Origin of the sequence: Actinopolymorpha sp. B9G3, from assembly GCF_040120725.1 — a bacterium.
GTDB lineage: Bacteria > Actinomycetota > Actinomycetes > Propionibacteriales > Actinopolymorphaceae > Thermasporomyces.
This window is the reverse complement of record NZ_JBEEAB010000004.1, coordinates 53,088-69,500: the sequence shown is the minus strand read 5'-3', so window position 1 is coordinate 69,500 and position 16,413 is coordinate 53,088. Positions and strand designations below refer to the sequence as shown.

17 protein-coding genes are annotated in these 16,413 nt (G+C 68.9%); 4 read left to right on the top strand and 13 right to left on the bottom strand.

All coding sequences use genetic code 11. The features are described from left to right. Positions 1-44: 44 nt before the first annotated feature. From ABNF93_RS09175 to ABNF93_RS09155, 5 genes are all read right to left on the bottom strand, one after another. A complete protein-coding gene (locus ABNF93_RS09175; protein WP_349327410.1) occupies positions 45-1,148 on the bottom strand; it encodes a zinc-binding dehydrogenase in 1,104 nt (367 codons plus the stop codon). After that, complete coding sequence (locus ABNF93_RS09170; RefSeq protein WP_349327409.1) at positions 1,145-2,230, bottom strand: Gfo/Idh/MocA family protein; 1,086 nt, start codon at positions 2,228-2,230, stop codon at positions 1,145-1,147. Before ABNF93_RS09170 ends, ABNF93_RS09175 begins: the two co-directional genes overlap by 4 nt. Positions 2,231-2,234: 4 nt before the next feature. Beyond that, positions 2,235-3,173 carry an aldo/keto reductase gene (locus tag ABNF93_RS09165; protein ID WP_349327408.1) on the bottom strand — a complete coding sequence of 313 codons (939 nt, stop codon included), beginning with the start codon at positions 3,171-3,173 and terminating at the stop codon, positions 2,235-2,237. Between the two features lie 252 nt (positions 3,174-3,425). After that, entirely contained in the window at positions 3,426-5,585 is a 2,160-nt protein-coding gene (locus ABNF93_RS09160) for a GMC oxidoreductase (protein WP_349327407.1), read from the bottom strand. Between the two features lie 418 nt (positions 5,586-6,003). Further along, complete coding sequence (locus ABNF93_RS09155) at positions 6,004-6,963, bottom strand: NAD-dependent epimerase/dehydratase family protein (RefSeq protein WP_349327406.1); 960 nt, start codon at positions 6,961-6,963, stop codon at positions 6,004-6,006. 289 nt (positions 6,964-7,252) lie between these two features. Here ABNF93_RS09155 and ABNF93_RS34880 point away from each other — a divergent pair, with 289 nt between their 5' ends. Both ABNF93_RS34880 and ABNF93_RS09150 read left to right on the top strand, forming a co-directional pair. Then, positions 7,253-7,582, top strand: a complete 330-nt coding sequence (locus ABNF93_RS34880) for a type II toxin-antitoxin system RelE/ParE family toxin (RefSeq protein WP_349695840.1) — start codon at positions 7,253-7,255, stop codon at positions 7,580-7,582. Between the two features lie 2 nt (positions 7,583-7,584). Then, positions 7,585-7,905, top strand: a complete 321-nt coding sequence (locus ABNF93_RS09150; protein ID WP_349327405.1) for a helix-turn-helix transcriptional regulator — start codon at positions 7,585-7,587, stop codon at positions 7,903-7,905. A gap of 25 nt (positions 7,906-7,930) precedes the next feature. Here ABNF93_RS09150 and ABNF93_RS09145 read toward each other — a convergent pair whose 3' ends face one another. The 7 genes from ABNF93_RS09145 to ABNF93_RS09115 form a co-directional block, all read right to left on the bottom strand. Continuing rightward, complete coding sequence (locus tag ABNF93_RS09145) at positions 7,931-8,212, bottom strand: isoamylase early set domain-containing protein (protein ID WP_349327404.1); 282 nt, start codon at positions 8,210-8,212, stop codon at positions 7,931-7,933. A 159-nt stretch (positions 8,213-8,371) separates the two neighbouring features. After that, the gene (locus ABNF93_RS09140; RefSeq protein ID WP_349327403.1) at positions 8,372-10,891 is read right to left on the bottom strand and encodes a GH116 family glycosyl-hydrolase; all 2,520 of its coding nucleotides are present in this window, start codon (positions 10,889-10,891) and stop codon (positions 8,372-8,374) included. Positions 10,892-10,903: 12 nt separating this feature from the next. Then, the gene (locus tag ABNF93_RS09135; RefSeq protein WP_349327402.1) at positions 10,904-11,935 is read right to left on the bottom strand and encodes a LacI family DNA-binding transcriptional regulator; all 1,032 of its coding nucleotides are present in this window, start codon (positions 11,933-11,935) and stop codon (positions 10,904-10,906) included. Beyond that, positions 11,928-12,344 carry a hypothetical protein gene (locus ABNF93_RS09130; RefSeq protein ID WP_349327400.1) on the bottom strand — a complete coding sequence of 139 codons (417 nt, stop codon included), beginning with the start codon at positions 12,342-12,344 and terminating at the stop codon, positions 11,928-11,930. The genes ABNF93_RS09135 and ABNF93_RS09130 overlap by 8 nt, the downstream gene beginning before the upstream one ends. A gap of 142 nt (positions 12,345-12,486) precedes the next feature. Next, the gene (locus ABNF93_RS09125; protein ID WP_349327399.1) at positions 12,487-12,768 is read right to left on the bottom strand and encodes an N-acetyltransferase; all 282 of its coding nucleotides are present in this window, start codon (positions 12,766-12,768) and stop codon (positions 12,487-12,489) included. A gap of 299 nt (positions 12,769-13,067) precedes the next feature. Continuing rightward, the gene (locus tag ABNF93_RS09120) at positions 13,068-13,457 is read right to left on the bottom strand and encodes a DUF2089 domain-containing protein (protein WP_349327398.1); all 390 of its coding nucleotides are present in this window, start codon (positions 13,455-13,457) and stop codon (positions 13,068-13,070) included. Continuing rightward, on the bottom strand, positions 13,457-14,197 hold the full coding sequence (locus ABNF93_RS09115; protein WP_349327397.1) for a hypothetical protein: 741 nt from the start codon (positions 14,195-14,197) through the stop codon (positions 13,457-13,459). Before ABNF93_RS09115 ends, ABNF93_RS09120 begins: the two co-directional genes overlap by 1 nt. A 185-nt stretch (positions 14,198-14,382) precedes the next feature. Here ABNF93_RS09115 and ABNF93_RS09110 point away from each other — a divergent pair, with 185 nt between their 5' ends. After that, positions 14,383-14,607, top strand: coding sequence for a hypothetical protein (locus tag ABNF93_RS09110; protein WP_349327396.1), 225 nt, complete (start codon positions 14,383-14,385; stop codon positions 14,605-14,607). Between the two features lie 25 nt (positions 14,608-14,632). Here the strand turns inward: ABNF93_RS09110 and ABNF93_RS09105 are convergent, their stop codons facing one another. After that, positions 14,633-15,643 (bottom strand): tyrosine-type recombinase/integrase, encoded by a 1,011-nt coding sequence (locus ABNF93_RS09105; protein WP_349327395.1) that lies wholly within the window; start codon positions 15,641-15,643, stop codon positions 14,633-14,635. Positions 15,644-15,784: 141 nt separating this feature from the next. Between ABNF93_RS09105 and ABNF93_RS09100 the strand changes: the two genes are divergently transcribed. Next, a complete protein-coding gene (locus tag ABNF93_RS09100; protein ID WP_349327394.1) occupies positions 15,785-16,309 on the top strand; it encodes a DUF5994 family protein in 525 nt (174 codons plus the stop codon). Positions 16,310-16,413: the final 104 nt, after the last annotated feature.

The following is a 16,413-nucleotide window of genomic DNA, read 5'->3' as shown; positions in this document are numbered from 1 at the left end:
TTCTGCAGGTCCGGCCTCTCAGCAGACTCGCCCTTTCTGCAGGATCAGCTCTTCGGCAGGATCACCGCGCGCCCGACCGCTCCATCGACGAGCGCGCGGTAGGCGTCGTTGACACCGGTCAGGGGGTACGCCTTGCCGAGCAGGTCCTCCAACGGAAGCCGCCCCGCCTGGTAGAGCGCGAGCAGCTTGGGGATGTCGGTCAGCGTGTTGGCCGAGCCGTAGAGACTGCCGATGACCCGTTTCTCCTGCTGGACAAGCTCGTTGAGCGGCACCTGGAACGTCGCGCCGACCTTGCCGAGTCCGATCGCGACGACCGATCCGCCGGTACGCAGGCAGGACAGCGCCTCTTCGATCGTCTGCGTACGGCCGATCGCCTCCAGCGCCCAGTCGACGCCGCCGGGGCAGATGTCGTGGACGGCGGGGACCAGGTCGGTCGTACTCACGTCGATCGTGTGGGTCGCTCCGAAGCGGGTCGCGAGCGCCAGCTTGTCCGGCACGACGTCGGCGACGATGAGCGGGTGCGCGCCGGCGAGCTTCGCGCCGATCACGCTGGAGAGCCCGACACCGCCCGCGCCCAGCACCAGCACGCTCGCTCCCGCGGCGTTGCCCACCACGTTGAGCACGGCGCCCATGCCGGTGATGACCGCGCAGCCGACCAGCGCGGCGATCCGGAACGGGATGTCGGTGGGGACGCGGATGACCGACTGCTCGGCGACGACGCAGCGTTCGGCGAAGCAGGACACTCCGAGCAGGTGTTTCACCTCCTGGCCGGAGTCGAGGCGGAGCCGGGTCGTGCCGTCGAGCAGTCCACCGGTCGCCTTCTGGATCTTCGCGGACTCGCACAGCGCGGGACGCCCCTCAGCGCAGAACCTGCACCTGCCGCAGCGGGGGCGCCACATCAGGACGACCGCGTCGCCCGGGCTGACGGTGGTGACGCCGGGTCCGACCTCCTCGACGATGCCGGCACCCTCGTGACCGGGTACGGCGGGTGTGGGACAGGCGAGGTCCCCGGTCATGTAGTGCAGGTCCGTGTGACAGACACCCGCCGCCTCGACCCGGACCAGCACTTCGCGCTCCCGGGGGGCATCGAGCGTGACGTCCTCGATGGCCAACGGCCGGCCTGGTTCGTAGAACACCGCTGCCTTCATCGCGCCCACGCCTCCTGGCTGGTCGTGACGGAGTCCTTCGTCCGCACGGACTCGCCGATCGCCAGGCTGATCAGGTGGTCCTGGCAGGCCTCGGCGAGCGGATAGGGCGGCGGCGCCTCGTCGCGGCACCACTGCGCCGTCTGTTCGAGCAGGGAGGCGACGGCGATCTCGTCGTCAGCCAACCGCGCACCCTGGAAGGCGTTGCGGTAGACGACCCTTCCCTCAAAGCTCACGTGGTCGAGGTCGAAGCCCTCGAGGTTGAGGTCGATCCCGGACTGCCGGCGGACGAGGAAGGACTCGACGGGCGTCGTCGGGTCGGCCATGCGTACGACGCGGTCGTCGACGATCTCGCCGTGTGATCCGCGGACCACGATTCGCCTGCTGCGCAGGGGATTCCACCACTGGTTCTCGGTGAAGTCGTAGAGCCCGACGGACCCGCCGAAGTCGAGCGTCGCGAGCGTGGTGGCGAGGTCCTGCGGGGTGCTGTCACCGGTCCACCCGGCGGGCGTCAGCGGATTGACCAGGGGAGCTGAGAACGCCTGCGCCGAGACGGTGACCGGCGCGAAGCCAACGCCGAGCAGGTGTCGGATCATCGACACCGCGTGGTAGAGGTGGGTCGAGGAGACGTGCGCCGACGTGGCCCTGCCGATCACACCGTCGCGTACCAGGGCGAGTCGAGCGGCGTGGCCGGGATAGGAGATGTACTGCTCGGCCACCTGGACCAGGCCGGTCGTGCCGACCGCCGCCCACAGGTCCCGCAAACCGTCCAGGTCCGGTGCTGGCGGGGTCTCGGCCAGCACCGGCATGTCGAGCGCCACCAGGTCCCTGGTCGCCTGCGGCGTCGCGGCCCACGGGACCGACACGATCACGAAGTCCGGCCGGTCGGCCGCCACCAGGTCCGCGATCGTACGAATGGTGCGTACGCCCCACTCGGCCTCGACCTCGGCGCCACGTTCGGCGGTCCGCGTCACCACACCGGTCACCTGGAACCGCTCGGGCATCAGCCGCGCCAGGCGTAGGAAGAACGTCGAACGCCAACCACTCCCGACGATGCCGTAGCGCGCCGCGGTTGCGGGACTCACCAGGTCACCCCCACCAGGTCTCGGCCGCCGGGACGAGCCCTTCCAACTCGGTCCACAACACGTCAGGGACCGGCCACCGGGCGAGCTCGAGGGTCTGCTCGACGCGTTCGGGCGCCGAGATGCCGACGACGGTCGACGCGATCCGGCTCTCCCGCATCGAGAACTGCAGTGCGGCGGCGGCGAGCGGGACCTCGTGCGCGGAGCAGGCGCGTTCCATTGCGGCGACCCGAGAGAGGAGGTCCGCGCCGCCCGGGCGGTAGCCGTACTTCGGTTGCGCCTTCGGGCCCTTGACCAGCATGCCGCCCGCGTAGGGGGCGCCGTTCAGGACCGCGACCCCGCGCGCGGCCGCGTCGTCGAGCAGCGGGCCGGCCGACCGGTCCAGCAGGGTGTAACGGTTGTGGGTGAGAACGACCTCGAAGACACCCGTACCGACGTAGCGGCGCATCTCGTCGATCGGTCCGCCGGCGACACCGAGGTGGTCGACGACACCCTCGTCCCGCAACGCGACCAGTGCCTCGACGGCCCCGCCGGGGGCCGTCGCCTCGCTGAAGGAGATCCGCTCCGGATCGTGCAGGTGGAGGAGTTGCAGGTGGTCGACGCCCAGGCGTTGGAGACTCTCCTCGACCGAGATGCGAACCCGCTTGCCGGAGAAGTCTCCGGTCGCTGGGTCGGGATCGACCTTGGTGGCGAGGACGAACCCGTCCGGTAGGCCGCCGATCTCGCGGAGGGCCGTGCCGATCCGGCTCTCGCTCGAACCGTTGCCGTAGCCGTTGGAGGTGTCGACGAAGTTCATCGGTCCCTCGAAGACATGCCGCATCGTCGCGACCGCGCGGTCGGTCTCCACTTCGTACCCGTAGAGGTTGGGCATGCTGGCGAGCGGACTCGTACCGACGCAGAGTGGCGTCACGGCCAGGCCGGTCGATCCCAGCTCCCGGGTCTTCATCGCTCTCCCTGGATCAGCTGCCGACGCACGGTTGACTCGGGACCTGTGGTGCGGCGTCTTTCGAATCCCGGCCGAAAGTTGCGATTGAGTGCTGGGGACGGTAGTTCGCGTGACGCTCGCGCGTCAAGATGCTCCTTCCGCGACCGGCCAGCGAGTTCACGCCTGGCAGACACGACTCATCGCTACGGTCCCGGCCACGGGACGAGGAGGGAAATCGACCGAAAACTTTCGGACTCCGGTCCGACAGACCGGTCACCTCACCATGTGGTCCATGACCCGCATCGCGTTGGCGAAGATGGTCAGAACCGGGTTCACGCCACCGTTCGTGACGTGCAGCGAGCCGTCGGCAACGCGCACGTTGTCGTGGCCCCAGACGCGTCCCCACGGGTCGGTCACCGAGCTGGCCGGGTCGGTCCCCATCCGCGCGGTTCCGGCCTGATGCTGTCCAGAGCTCGGCCCGCCGTGGACGGTACGCCGGCGACCCATCCCCTGCGCCACCGTGGCGCCGCTGGCGTCGAGCCACTCGGCGGCGCGACTGGTCAGGAACTCGTGTGCACGCAGGTCCTCCGGGTGGAGGGAGCCGGACAGGCGGGCCACCGGAATACCGAGGCGGTCCTTGACGTCCGGGTCGAGGCGTACCCGCGCACCGGCCGTCGTGACCTCCTGGATCGGGCCGGCCAACCGCTGTGCGCGCGGAAGGTAGTGACGCATCAGTCGCTTCGCCTCGCGGCCGTGCAGCGGTAGGACTCCGGCTCCGCGCAGGTTCCCGTGGGTGCTCACCGGCGTGGGCACGAACTCGTTGGCGAGCATGCCACCGCCGACGATGCCGGGGTTGTGGTGCCGGTAGTCGTTGGTGGCGATGGCGGGACCCGGCCCGAGCCCGTCGTTCACCGGGTCGGGGAAGAACCCGGTCGCGCCCACGTAGACGTGGCCCTGCAGGTGCCGGCCCACCTGGTCGGTGTTGTTGCCGAGACCGTCAGGTTCCTGGGTGCTCGTGCTGTTCAGCAGCAGCCGCGCGGACTCGATGGCGCCGGCCGAGACGACGAACTCGCCGGCGGCGACCTCGTGGCGCCAGATGGCACCGTTCGTGGCTCCCACCAGGGCGACGGCCGTCACGCGACCCTTCGCGTCGGTGACCAGGCGCTCGACCCGGGTCCCGGTGAGCAGGCTGGCGCGTCCTGTCGCGAGCGCCCGTGCGAGGACGGTGTTGTGCGCACCGTTCTTCGCCTCGACCCGGCAGGCGAAACCCACGCATTGGCCGCATCCCGCGCAGGCGTTCCGGCCGTTGTAGGGCTGGGAGTTGATCAACAGCGGGACGGCGAGGGTGCTGATCCCGAGCCGTTTCGCCCCGTGCGCGAGTACCTCCGCGGGCCTGGTGGACGGCACCGGAGGCATCGGGTAGTCGCGGGCCCGCCACGCACCTGACGTGTCACCCTCCGCGCTTCCACCGACGCCGATCTCCCACTCGGCGCGGTCGTACCAGGGCTCCATGTCGGCGTAGGTGACCGGCCAGTCGGCGAGGGCGCTGCCGTCCGGGATGCCGTACGTACTGGCCATCGCGAAGTCCTCGGGCGCGAACCGCCAGGCCTGGGCACCGAAGACGCGGGTTCCACCGCCGACGGTCATCGCGTTGGCACCCCAGCGGCCGTCGGTCGGGACGAGTGGGATGACGGTGCCGGCGACCTCGAGCGTCCGCGGGTTGTCGGCCGCGGGCGGTGCGGTGCGATCGTCGAAGCCGACGCCGATCCTGGCGTTGCGGAGGTGATCTGTGGCGAGGTGGTCGGCGCTCGGCAGTTCCCCGCGCTCGACGACGAGGACGGTACGCCCGGACTCGGCCAGGGCACAGGCCGCGACCCCTCCCCCGGCTCCGGACCCGACGACGATCGCGTCGTACCGGTCCCGGAGCTGGTCGCGCCGGATCACCGCCAAGCGGTCGAGGACCTCCGGCGTACTCACGCCCTCGTCCGTGCGCACGCTCGCCGGCCACCCGCCCGGCGGGTCAGGTGACCAGCCGAGCATCCGCCACGACACCGCATCGAGGTTGCCGCCGTTGCCAGGATCGGCGTAGTAGCCGTGCTGGACGAGCGTGGCGAACCAGGGGTAGTCCCGGTCCTCGGCCAGGGAGTCCAGCACCCGCAGCCGCTCAGGCTCGCCGGCGGAGACGAAGTCGCCGATCCCGAGCTCTCGGGTGGCCGCGACGACAGCTGCGACCGCATCGCGGATCCGTGGCAGCCACTCGCGGCGGTCGGCGGTGAGGATCGTGTGCAGGAATCCCAGGCCTCCCGACGCGGCCGCCGACGGCCACTCGTCGGCGGGCACGATCGTGTCGACCAGGGCGGTCAGCAAGTCCGGAGTCGCGTCGGCACCGATGAGGTCGGCAAGCAGCTCAGCGTGTTCGCGGGCATCAGGCATGGCAACTCCTTCTCCACTGACAGATGCGAGGCTAGGTCCCTTGCCGGCATACGGCGAAACTGATCACGCATACGTGGTCAACTTCGGCTCTCGCGTGTGTTGGTTGGCCGGTCGAAAATGCGGGCCGGTTAGCGGTGCCGGTGGCTCGCCGGGGCCGGTCAGCGGCGCCAGGTTTTGGTCAGGGGACGCCGAGCCTGGTCATTCCCCCGCCGTGCCCGGTCGCTCACACGCACAGGATGCTCGCCGACGCCGGGCCAGGCCACTCACCTGGCTGACCAGGCCAGAAAACCAGGGCCAGGCAACGACACCTCGCCAGCGCCCATTCGCCAGGCTGACCAGGCCGCCCACCGGGCTGACCAGGCACCTAATGGGGCGACACACTCCGCCCGACCAACACGGCGCACTCGGCCCACGTGGATCAGTCGAGGGCGGGGAGCTCGCCCTTGGCCGCGTACCACGAGACGGCTTCGTAGACGGCCTCGAGCGAGGTGTACCGCGGCCGCCAGTCCAGCAGGGCGGCCGCCTTCGCCACCGACGAGTTCGGGCTGTGGGCGATGTGGTTCCACGTTGCCTCGGCGTCGGCGGGCTCCACGGTGTCCTTCCATCGTTCGTACGGAAGGAACTCCAGCCGGGCGTCCTGCCCGTACCACCACGCGACCGACTCCGCATAGCCACGCAGCGTCAGCGCCGCCGGCGAGACCACATGGAAACTCTCACCCACCGACGCGTTCCGGCGTTCGAGCGCCGCCATGAACGACCGGGCGACGTCATCGGCGTGCACATGATGGAGCGTCTCCAGGCCGAAGTTGGGAAGGGCCAGTGGCTCACCGTTCGCAAGTTGCGCGAACACGCTGAGTTGCAGGTGACCCGCGGGGTTGATCGGCCGCCAGCCTGGCCCGACAATGTGGCCCGGATGCAGGATCGTGGCCGGCAGTCGGCCGGTGCGCGCCTCGGTGAGGAGGTACGCCTCGATCGCCGCCTTCTTCACGCCGTAGTCGCCGAACGGACGCCGGGGTACGTCCTCGGTCATCGGCGTCTCGATCGCCGGGCCGTGCACCCAGATCGTGCCGCAGTGCAACACATGTTGGACGCGCCCGCGGAGTGCCTCGCTCAGCTGACGGGCGGAGTCCGGCTCGAAGCAGATCAGGTCGATGACGGCGTCGGCGCCGAGGTCGGCGATGCGCTTGCCGAAGGTCCCGGCCTCGTCCTCGGCAACCCGGTCGGCGACGATCTGCTCCGTCCGCTCCCACACCGACCGGCGGCGGTAGGGCTCGCTCTGCCCGCGACTGACCGTGACGACCTCGTGGCCGGCGTCGACCAGGAGGGGTACGAGGTAGGAGCCGATGTGCCCGCTCGCTCCGATGACGACGACCCGCATGTCAACCCGTCCTTTCGTCCGACATTTGTGCCCCATGTCGGCACCAGACTAGCCCCGGGCTGACGCAGGGCTCGTGGTCCGCAACCATTCCGGCAGGGTCTCAGGCACCCCGCGGATCGGCGAATCTCTTGGGGACGACGTGCTAGATGGCCTTGTTTTGCTGGGCTTTCAAGACTCGGATTGTCGGTGGTCGCTCCTAGCCTACGGATCAAGGTCGACGGAATGCTGGCCAACGTAACAGGACGGGCATCCACGTCCTATATCACGCGTGTTATAGTCTGGAGGTTCGATGTGGCAGGTCGTTTACCGAGAAGAGGCTGAGCAGGAACGACTGGCAATGCCGAGGGTGGAGCGAAATGCATTGATCCATGCCGTAGAGAAGCTCGAAGCGTTCGGACCGCGGTTGGGATACCCCCACACGAGTGCGGTGCAGGCCTTTGCCGGGTTGCGTGAATTGCGCCCAAGGGCTGGTCGAAGTTCGTGGCGGGCCCTTTACAGCCAGATCGGTCACGTGTTCGTCATCGCCGCTATCGGGCCAGAGGCTCAGGGCGATCGTCGAGGCTTCGAGCGAGCTGCTGCGCGGGCACTTGCCAGGCTTGCAGAAGTGGAGGAGGACTGAAGATGCCGAAGCTTTCAAAGATGAGGAGTGCTCAGCAGATTCGCGCCGAGGATCTGCGAGATGCGGAGGTGCGGGCGGAGTACGACCGCACCGCGTTAGCACATGCCGTCGCCATGCGCGTGATCAAGTACCGGATCGATCATGGCCTGTCGCAGACGGCGCTGGGTCGCCAGCTCGGCATGGCGCAACCGGCTGTTGCTCGCCTCGAGGCTGGCGAGCACGAGCCCTCGCTGGAGACGCTGTCACGGCTCGCGCGTGGCCTCGGCGTCGAGTTTCATATCGACATCACCCCGGACGCTCTCGGCCTCCGCGAAACCGCGTGACGGTCATCCAACGGGCGCCTGTACGTCACAGGCGGATGATGCACCCGTCGTGGTCCCGTTCGCCCTCGGGATCGTCGAACCACCGGCCGCCCGATCCGAGGTACCGGAACCGGATCTCCTGGCCCGCCGGCACGGTCACCGTGACGCTGCGCGTGCCGTTGCTACGGCGGACGAGTCGATGCCGGCCCGGCGTCCAGTCGTTGAACGTCCCGACAGCCGACACCGGACCGTCGTGAATATCGTCGGGCAAAACGAGCTGAACCTTCGCCTGTTGGCCGTTCTGCTGGGCAAGGATGCGGATGGGCACGGGTTGTCTTCCTCTCTGGATCCTGCAGGAGGCGCCTGCGGGATCGTAGGCAAACAACCTTGATCAACGGTCGCCGACACCACACCCGAAACGTAACCGTGACGAAATCGCTCCGCCCTGGTAACGCGCCGCCGTCGTACCCACCCACATCACGCAACATCAAGCCCGAACCAGCGCCTCGATCTGCTCGCCCGCCCCGACCTCGCGGTCGCCGAGATCCACCGCACCCACTCCCGCCAGGGAAAGTTCGCGGACGCGGAGCGTGCCCTCGATCACGTGCACGTTGACGTCGACGCCTGCCTCGCCGGGCCGCTGGTCCACGGTCCCCCAGGCGTCACCGTTCGACCAGAACCACCGCACCGGCGACGACCCGCCTTCGGCGTTCGCTGCCGCGAACCGCAGGGTGCGATCGACACCGTCGTAGGCGAATCCGGTCCACGCGGGAACCAGTCCCCAACTCGCCATCGCGCGGACGTAGTGGTGCCCGCACTCGGCCTCGTCGAACGGATTCCGCCGCCGCCCGTCGAAACGACTGCGAACGGTCTCCACAACGCCGAGCGCCTCGCTCCGCATCCCCTCGAAGATCATGCCGACGGCAGCCGTGTACTCCAGGCCGGTCCACACCTCGTCGAAGTACGGGAAAGGCCGCGCCGGTCGGTTACCTCGCGGGTACGACGCCACCACGAGACCGGACTCGTCCCCCAACGCATAGCTGCGCATCGGGTTGAAGTGACCTGCCATGGTGTCGCGCCTGTTGTGGCGCAGGATGCTGGCGAAGGTGGTACGAATGTGGGCCGGGTCCAGTAGATGCCCGAGTCCACACAGGTGCGCGAGTTTCTGCCCCACAAGCTGGTCGGCGAGACACCCGTCGCCGATCTGCAGTTCCGGTTCGACGAGATCCTTCGCCCCGATACCGGCCAGTCGCAGGCCTGGGGCGATAGCGTCCTCCGACCCCGGCGGGCGGATCTCGTGCCGGTAGTAGTCGCCGTTCCACAGATGCTGGTCGATCCACTCACTCCCCCGCTGGAAGAGATCGCGACAGGTCGCCGCGAATTCCTCCTCACCCAGATAGCGGGCCATCTCCTCGCATGCACGCAGAGCCGCGAGGTACCACGCACCGATCTCCGGGTTGGGTCCGAAGTACTCCACGTCCATGGTGTTGTGCTGCGAGCCTTCCATCACGCCGTCCCGATCGGCGTCCCAACCGCCCCGGATCCACGCGAACTCCAGCGCCTTGCGTGCCTTCGGCCACAGAGTGCGGAGCAGTTCGTCGTCGCCGGACAACCTCCACTCGCGGTAGAGCTTGACGAGGCAACCCATCTGGCCGTCGGCGGCGGCGGCGCCTGGTTCGGCGAGGGCGCGTTCCAGTGGCAGCTGGATGCGGAAACTCATTCGCCCGTCGTCGGCCGTGCCGTAGAGAAACTCGACCTCGCGTAAGGATCTCGCCATACCGCCGAACAGGAATGGTGTCGCCTGCTCGTAGTTCCACACGTGTGTGCAGCTGCCCATGCAGCAACCTACGTCGTCGCTGCACCCTTCCCAGCCGAAGAACCTACCGTCGGCGGTACGAAAGCACGTCTGCGTACGCAACGTCGAGAGGTTGGACAGCGCGGCGTCCTTGACCGACTCTGGCAGGTCCGACCCCACCAACGCGTCGACGAACGCATGTGTGCGCCGCTCCAGGTCCGGGAGCACAGCCGCCGTCTCGGCCGCGACCTGCCACGCGTCGGCGTACTTCGTCGCGTAGTAGTTGCCCACCGTCAGCTTGCGGTCCCAGTCCGGTCGGTTGGGGAAGTGCCACGCGAGGAGGAACGTGAACTCGTGCGTCTCCCCCGGTGTCAACGTACGCTTGACGGCGACGGAGGCCATCGGCGCATCGTTGTCGCTGGGCCGTTCGTCGAGCTGACCGTCGGTGGTGAAGTCATCCCAGAAGTCCAGCAGCTCGCCACCCCAGGTGTGGTCCGCCCAGCCCGTCCGGGTGCTCACCGAGTCCTCGCCCAACGCGACCAGAGCGAGCGAACCCCACTGCTCGGCTGTGTGGCCGACTCCCTCCGAGGAGAGAAACACGCCTTGGCCGAAGGGCTCCTGGCGTACGACGTTGCGGTTGCGGTCCGGCTTGCCATCGGATCCATCGGTGCCGACGAAGTTCTGCAGGGTCCCGGCGAGGGAGACGTCGAGGTCGTGGTCGGCGTTGTTGCCGACGACATAGCGCAGCACCGCGACCGGGATGCCGCTCGCCTCGGTGTCGGCAGGCACGAGCGGGTTGAACGCCTGCAGGCGTACGGAAACGGGAACGTCGGGGTCGTCAAGGACCACTTGCCCGAACGGATAGGCCGCCAGGAACTCCGAGCTGGCGAAGCGTGGCAGGCCGTGGTTTGCCACCGCTGAGCCGTGGCCACCGCCGTAGAGCACGAGGTCGATCGGCCCCTCCAGCGCGCGGGCGACGACCTGCCCGCCGTCGCCACCACCACCAGCCGTCGGCGCTGTGCGCAGAGCAAAGAAGCTCCACTTCGGCGCGAAACCCTTCGCCGGACGATTGACGACTTCCCAGTCCCGCAGGTCACCGCGACCGCCCAGGCTCACCGTGCCGGTGCCGATGCCGCCGAGTGGCATTGCCAGCTGGAGCGACCGTTTCGCGTCGTAGCGGGTGAGTACGGGCCAGTCGAATGATTCAGCCATGGTGCAGGCTCCTCACGGTTGTGGTCCTCGGGAACTGTCGCGGACCCGGAGTTCGGTGGGCAGGGTGACCGCCTCCACCGGTGCGGTGCGGTCTGCAAGCCGGCGCTGCAGGAGTCGAGCCGCCTCGGTGCCGAGCAGGTACGTCGGCTGCTCCACGATCGTCAGCGCAGGCGCCATCAGCGGGGCCCAGGGTGAGTCGTCGAAGCCGACCACTCCCACCGCATCCGGGACGTCGACACCGCGTTCGCGCAACGCCCGCATCGCACCAGCGGCCATCAGGTTGTTGGCGACGAAGAACGCATCCGGCGCCTCCGCGAGGTCGAGCAGCTCGCCCGCCGCGACATAGCCACCCTCCACCCGGAAGTCGGTCTGGCGGACGAGACGACGGTCGACCTCCTGCCCGGCCGCGCGAACCGCGGCTGCGTAGCCCTTCCGCCGTTCGGCCGCCGTCGTCAGCTTGGACGGACCGGAAATGCATGCGACCCGTCGGTATCCCGCGTCGAGCAGGTGCCGCGTCGCCAGTCGGGCGCCGGTGTAGTTGTCGACGACGACGGTGTCGACGTCCTCGTCGCGGATCCGCCGGTCGATCGTCACCACCGGGACGTCGTGGTCGCGGAGCATGCTGATGTCGGTGCGGTCCGACGCGGGGGCGATGATGACGCCGGCCGCCTGCTCGGCGAGCACGACATCGAGGTAGCGGCGCTCGCGCGCGATGTTCTCGTCGGTGTTGCACAGGACGACCGAGTACCCCTCGTGCAGCGCGACCTCTTCGACACCGCGGGCCACCGAGGTGAAGAAGGGATTCTCGATGTCGGAGATGATGAGCGCCCACACGCTGCCGGCCTGGCGACGCAGGCTGCGGGCCACCCTGTTGGGCTCGTAGCCGAGTTCTGCCGCCACCTTTCGTACCCGGTCGGCCAGTTGCGGGTCGACCGTCGGCCGGTTGTTGAGCGCCCGCGACACGGTGGCCGCGGAGACGCCCGCTCGGGTCGCGACATCCCTCATGCGTACGCGGCGACTGCCCGCTCGCCCCTTCTCAACCATCGCCGGTCTGTCCCCCCGTGTCGTGCCGATCCGCGTTTCGCGCCGTAGCCGTCATCGTCCGGTTGGTGGCCCCGGCTTCCGACGCGGCCCGGACGAGAGGCCAACCGCGCAACCCACCGGACGTCAGGGAAAACGCCGAGAGCCCGGCCAGCAGGAGCAGCACCATGACGGCACCGTCGGCGGCGAGGGGAACGAGCAGCCACTGGTGATCGGGCAGAATCGTGGCGGTTCCGAGGAACGCCGTGGCAGCTGTGCCAGCGGCGAGTCCCAGGCGAAGCTCCAGTCCTGCGTTCCGGCGGACAGCGACGGCGAACGCCTGCAGGGACCCGGCGTCGCCGCGGACCAGCCGGTCGGTGGTTGCCGACATCGCGGCCCACAACGGTGCGGTGAGGATGCTGACCCGCTCCAAACCGAGTAATCGATTGCCGGCGAGATTATGACCGGTGCAGGTCCGTGTCAATACAGCTGTGCCATCCCGGCCGCGATCCAACCCGGGCCTCGATCCGCTCCGGAACCAGGTCAAGGTCATGCGCTAGCAACCCGGCGTCCGCTCAGTCGTCCTTCACGTCGAACCCGCGAGCGGTTCTCGCCAGCTCGACGAAGCCCAGCCGGTGGAAGAGTGTCAACTCGGCCACCTGCTCAGGGTTGGCGTACTCCAGCAGCCGGTCGACCCAGGCGAGATCCAGCGACTCGGCCACGAGCCCGAACAGCCACGTCGCGATCCCCTGCCGTTGGTAGGCCTCCAGGATGTGGAGATTGCCGATGTCGGCCCAGCCGTCGTTGCAGGCGACGGGCCCGGCGTCAGCGAGGTTCTCGACCTCGATGTAGCCCACACTTTCCTCGCCGAGGTAGGCATCCAGCGGGTCTCACCGGCGTCGCGGTAGCCCACGTTCACCCGGTCATCGTCGGCGTAGCGGAGCAGATGGGCCGCCGCGACCAGGCGCTCGCGCTGGTAGGCGACCAGGGTCGTGCGTTCTCTGACCCACGGATCGACAATGGCCTCACCGGGCTCCCGCTCGAGCTGGTTCAGAGCCGTGCTCACCGACACCGACATGCCGGCGCCCGGACGCCACGCCGAATTCCGCGTACGCAGGTGCCACCGGCCGCTTCGTACAAGGAATCTGCGTACGACCTATCGACTCCGGCGCGGGCTGAGCTCGTCGAGGGCGACGTCCACGTCGAGCTCGCCACGGGCGACGGCGTCGAGGAGCTGACGCCGGTCGGTCGGCCGGTCCGGTGGGCGGGGTGTTATCCCGAGAGCGGCGAGGAGGTCCTCCAGCCGCGCCCGGGCGGTGGGGTAGCTGACACCGAGGTGGCGTTCGAGCTCCTTGGTGTTGCCTCTCGCCGCGAGGAAGACGCGGAGCAGGTCGCGCTGCGCGTCGTCCAGCGAACAGAAGTCGCAGTGACGGAAGTGTCCGCGCACCTCCGTCTCGCAATGCTCACACCTGAGGCCGGCCACCGACAGCGGTTGCTGGCAGGTCGGACAGCTCTGCGGCGGTGGGTAGGTGCGTGCCTTCGCCATCAGCGTTCCGTACCGATCGCGACCGAGCCGAGGTTGCCGGTGACCTCCAGCCGCGCGGTGCCCTCGCCGAGGGTCCACTCGCCGCGTCCGACCTTGTGCAGGCGTTGGTCGACGCCGACGTCCGCGGCACACCGCACCACCACGCGTACGTCGGACTCGGGGAAAAGCACGATCCGCAGGTCACCGGCGTTGGCGTCGATGGTCGAGTGGCCGCGGGTGAGGGCGCACTTGACGACGGCGTCGCCGACATTGAGACGAGTGCGCAGGACACCGCGAAGCCCAATGAGCCGCGCCTCGCCGCTGTTGACCTCGATGTCGAGATCGGCGTTCGCGGGCACGACGAGAAGTCCCTCATCGCCCACCTGTCCGGAGACCTCGGTCAGACTGCCGTTGTGGCGCAGGGTGCAGTTGTTCGGACCCTCCATGCGAGCCTCGGAGGCCGTGGTGTCGCCGGCGACTTCGACCATGCCCCCACCGGACAGCTGACCCCGGACAGTGAGCGCCGGCCACTCATCTTGGCTGCCCTCCGCGGATGGGACATGCGCGGATGAGGCGTGGGTGGGCTGGGCATCGGCGGGCTGAGCATCGGCGGGCTGGGCGACCGTGCGTAGCGGAATCGTGGGTTCGGCGACCGTGGGTTCGGTGTCGTCGAGGGCGGCGAGGTGAAGTTCGGCCTCGTCCGTCGTCAGATTGCCTCGAGCCAACTCTGCCAGAATTGTTCGTCTACGCTCGTCAGTCATGGCAGTTAGTAAATCGTTGGTTTTCACAATGTCAATCATTCTGAGGTAACATCTTCCAGACTGGCCACAGGGAGGACATGGCGTGGACGACGCAGGCAGGCCGACTCCGGCCTTCGGGCTCTGCCACGAATTCCGCCAGCGGTCGCCCATGGCGCTCACTGCTGGAGGCGCCCCCGGATCGGCCGGTGCCCGCGCCCACGGGTAGCCGGCTGCGGCGCGCGGACTACCTGGTCGGCGACCCCGCCACCGTCGCCGCCGCGCTGGTCGAGCTCCACCGCCAGGTTGCGTTCGACCAGTTCGCCTTCTGGGCAAGGCTTCCCGGCCATACCCACGAACAGGCGCTGCGGTCGATGCGGCTGTTCGCCGCCGAGGTCGAACCTGCCGTACGCCGGTCCATGGCGAACCGTTGAGCGATTCTCGACGGAGGTTCCGCGTTCACGCCCGTCGATCCCGTGCCCCGCGCCGACTGGTGCCGCCCGGCTCCGGGAGCAGCCTCAGTGCCTCGGTCCGGTCGGTCGCCGACGGCTCGGTGTAGCTGCGGGTCGTCTCCAACCGGGCATGGCCGAGCAACTCCGCGACGAGGACGAGGTCGGTACCTCCGCGGACGAGGTTGGTGCCGAAGGTGTGCCGCAGGACGTGCGCGGTGACCGCGTCGCTCTGGCCCGCCGCCGCGGCGATGCGGGCGATGATGTCGCGCGCTCCGCGTACCGTGAGCCGGCTTCCGCGGTGGTTGAGGAACAGAGCCGGAGTGCTGCGGGCACCCGGCCAGTCCGCGCGTTCGGTGAGCCAGCGCCGAAGGTCGTCGCGCAGCTTGGGGTGAACGGGGACCTCGCGGATCCTTGTGCCGACGGAGCCGCCGTGGTTACGGATCCGGAGAAGACCCGCCGTGCCCCTGATCTCGACGTCGCCGATGTCGAGCCGGACGGTCTCGGCGATCCGGGCACCGGCATAGAAGGGTACGGCTGCAAGGGCCCGGTCCCGCGCAGACGGATGAGCCTCGACGGCGCGTAGCCAGCACAGCTGAGCCTGCTCGTCGAGTGCGCGGGGCGGAGGTGCCGTCACGTCGACCCGCTGAGCGGCCGCCCGCCCCATACCGCGCCGGATGTAGAGATCGTCGACGGCACTCAGCGCGTTGTTGATCGATGCCGGAGCGAGGCCGGCCACGGTCACCAGGTGGGTACGCCATTCCCGGACGGCACGGTCCCTGACGGCCGGGTCGGAGAGCGGGTCGCCGCCGGCATCCGTAGCATGCAGCCAGGAGTCCAGCCACACGAGGTACTGGCGGACCTTGGAGGCATAAGTCCGCCGGGACTCCGGCGACAGCGGCGCCTGGGCGAGCTCGGCGACGTAGATCGCGTGGGCAGACTCCAGGGCGGCCGGGAGCGGCACGGGTCCGCGCCGGCGGCGTCCGGCCACGGCGTACCGAGGTCCCCTTACAGCATTCACGCCGCGGATTCTACTTCCGAGAATGGTGGTTCTCGGAAGCCTTGCCGCGTAGTCTCGTGATATCCGTACGTACAGACTCAGCCTGTGGCCGCGGGCGACGCCTGCACCAGAGGCCTCTCGGCCTCGGAAAGGTGGACCGCGGTGACGTTCATCCATGGTGGCTACAAGCATGGTGGCCAGAAGCGTGGCGGCCAGCATCCCGCGGCTGCCTCGCCCGCCCCGCCGGCACCACGCGTGCAGTGGTCACCCACCCTGTCACGTCAGTCGCTGGTCCACGGTGGCTGGTGGCCCAGATCCATCGATCCGTACGCCGAACTGCCGGGGCTGATCCTCGCCGTCGACGATCGTCTCCTCGCGGTGACGAGTGTGATGCTCGGCATCCACGGCTGGGACAGCCGACCGCGCCAGATACGCGTCGCGGACCGCACCATCCGACTCAGCTGGTTCACGACCCAACCGGACGCACTCCTGACGGTGATGTGCGCCGAGAAGTACCGGGTCGACCTGCTGGTGATTCCTTCGGCCACCAGCCCCGCCGTCGCCGAGGCGGCGATGAACCTCGCCACACAGGCCGCGAACACCACGCCCGCACCGAAGATCCTCGCCGAAGCCGCGGCAGTCGTCGCCCGGGATGCAGCAGACCCGGCGGATGGCGGTGAGGCATGAGCGCGGCGTCGGCCGGACCGGGCGGGGCGACCGCACTACCACGACGCGGCGAACCAGCGGACAGATCCACGGGAGGCGGTAGTGACTACGCCGCGTTGACACGC

Coding starts and splice junctions, on each gene's coding strand:
- ABNF93_RS09150 (WP_349327405.1), top strand. CDS start 7,585: ATGCCGAAGCTTTCAAAGATGAGGAGTGCTCAGCAGATTCGCGCCGAG.
- ABNF93_RS09165 (WP_349327408.1), bottom strand. CDS start 3,173: ATGAAGACCCGGGAGCTGGGATCGACCGGCCTGGCCGTGACGCCACTC.
- ABNF93_RS09120 (WP_349327398.1), bottom strand. CDS start 13,457: ATGGCGAAGGCACGCACCTACCCACCGCCGCAGAGCTGTCCGACCTGC.
- ABNF93_RS09155 (WP_349327406.1), bottom strand. CDS start 6,963: ATGCGGGTCGTCGTCATCGGAGCGAGCGGGCACATCGGCTCCTACCTC.
- ABNF93_RS09160 (WP_349327407.1), bottom strand. CDS start 5,585: ATGCCTGATGCCCGCGAACACGCTGAGCTGCTTGCCGACCTCATCGGT.
- ABNF93_RS34880 (WP_349695840.1), top strand. CDS start 7,253: ATGTGGCAGGTCGTTTACCGAGAAGAGGCTGAGCAGGAACGACTGGCA.
- ABNF93_RS09135 (WP_349327402.1), bottom strand. CDS start 11,935: ATGGTTGAGAAGGGGCGAGCGGGCAGTCGCCGCGTACGCATGAGGGAT.
- ABNF93_RS09140 (WP_349327403.1), bottom strand. CDS start 10,891: ATGGCTGAATCATTCGACTGGCCCGTACTCACCCGCTACGACGCGAAA.
- ABNF93_RS09175 (WP_349327410.1), bottom strand. CDS start 1,148: ATGAAGGCAGCGGTGTTCTACGAACCAGGCCGGCCGTTGGCCATCGAG.
- ABNF93_RS09115 (WP_349327397.1), bottom strand. CDS start 14,197: ATGACTGACGAGCGTAGACGAACAATTCTGGCAGAGTTGGCTCGAGGC.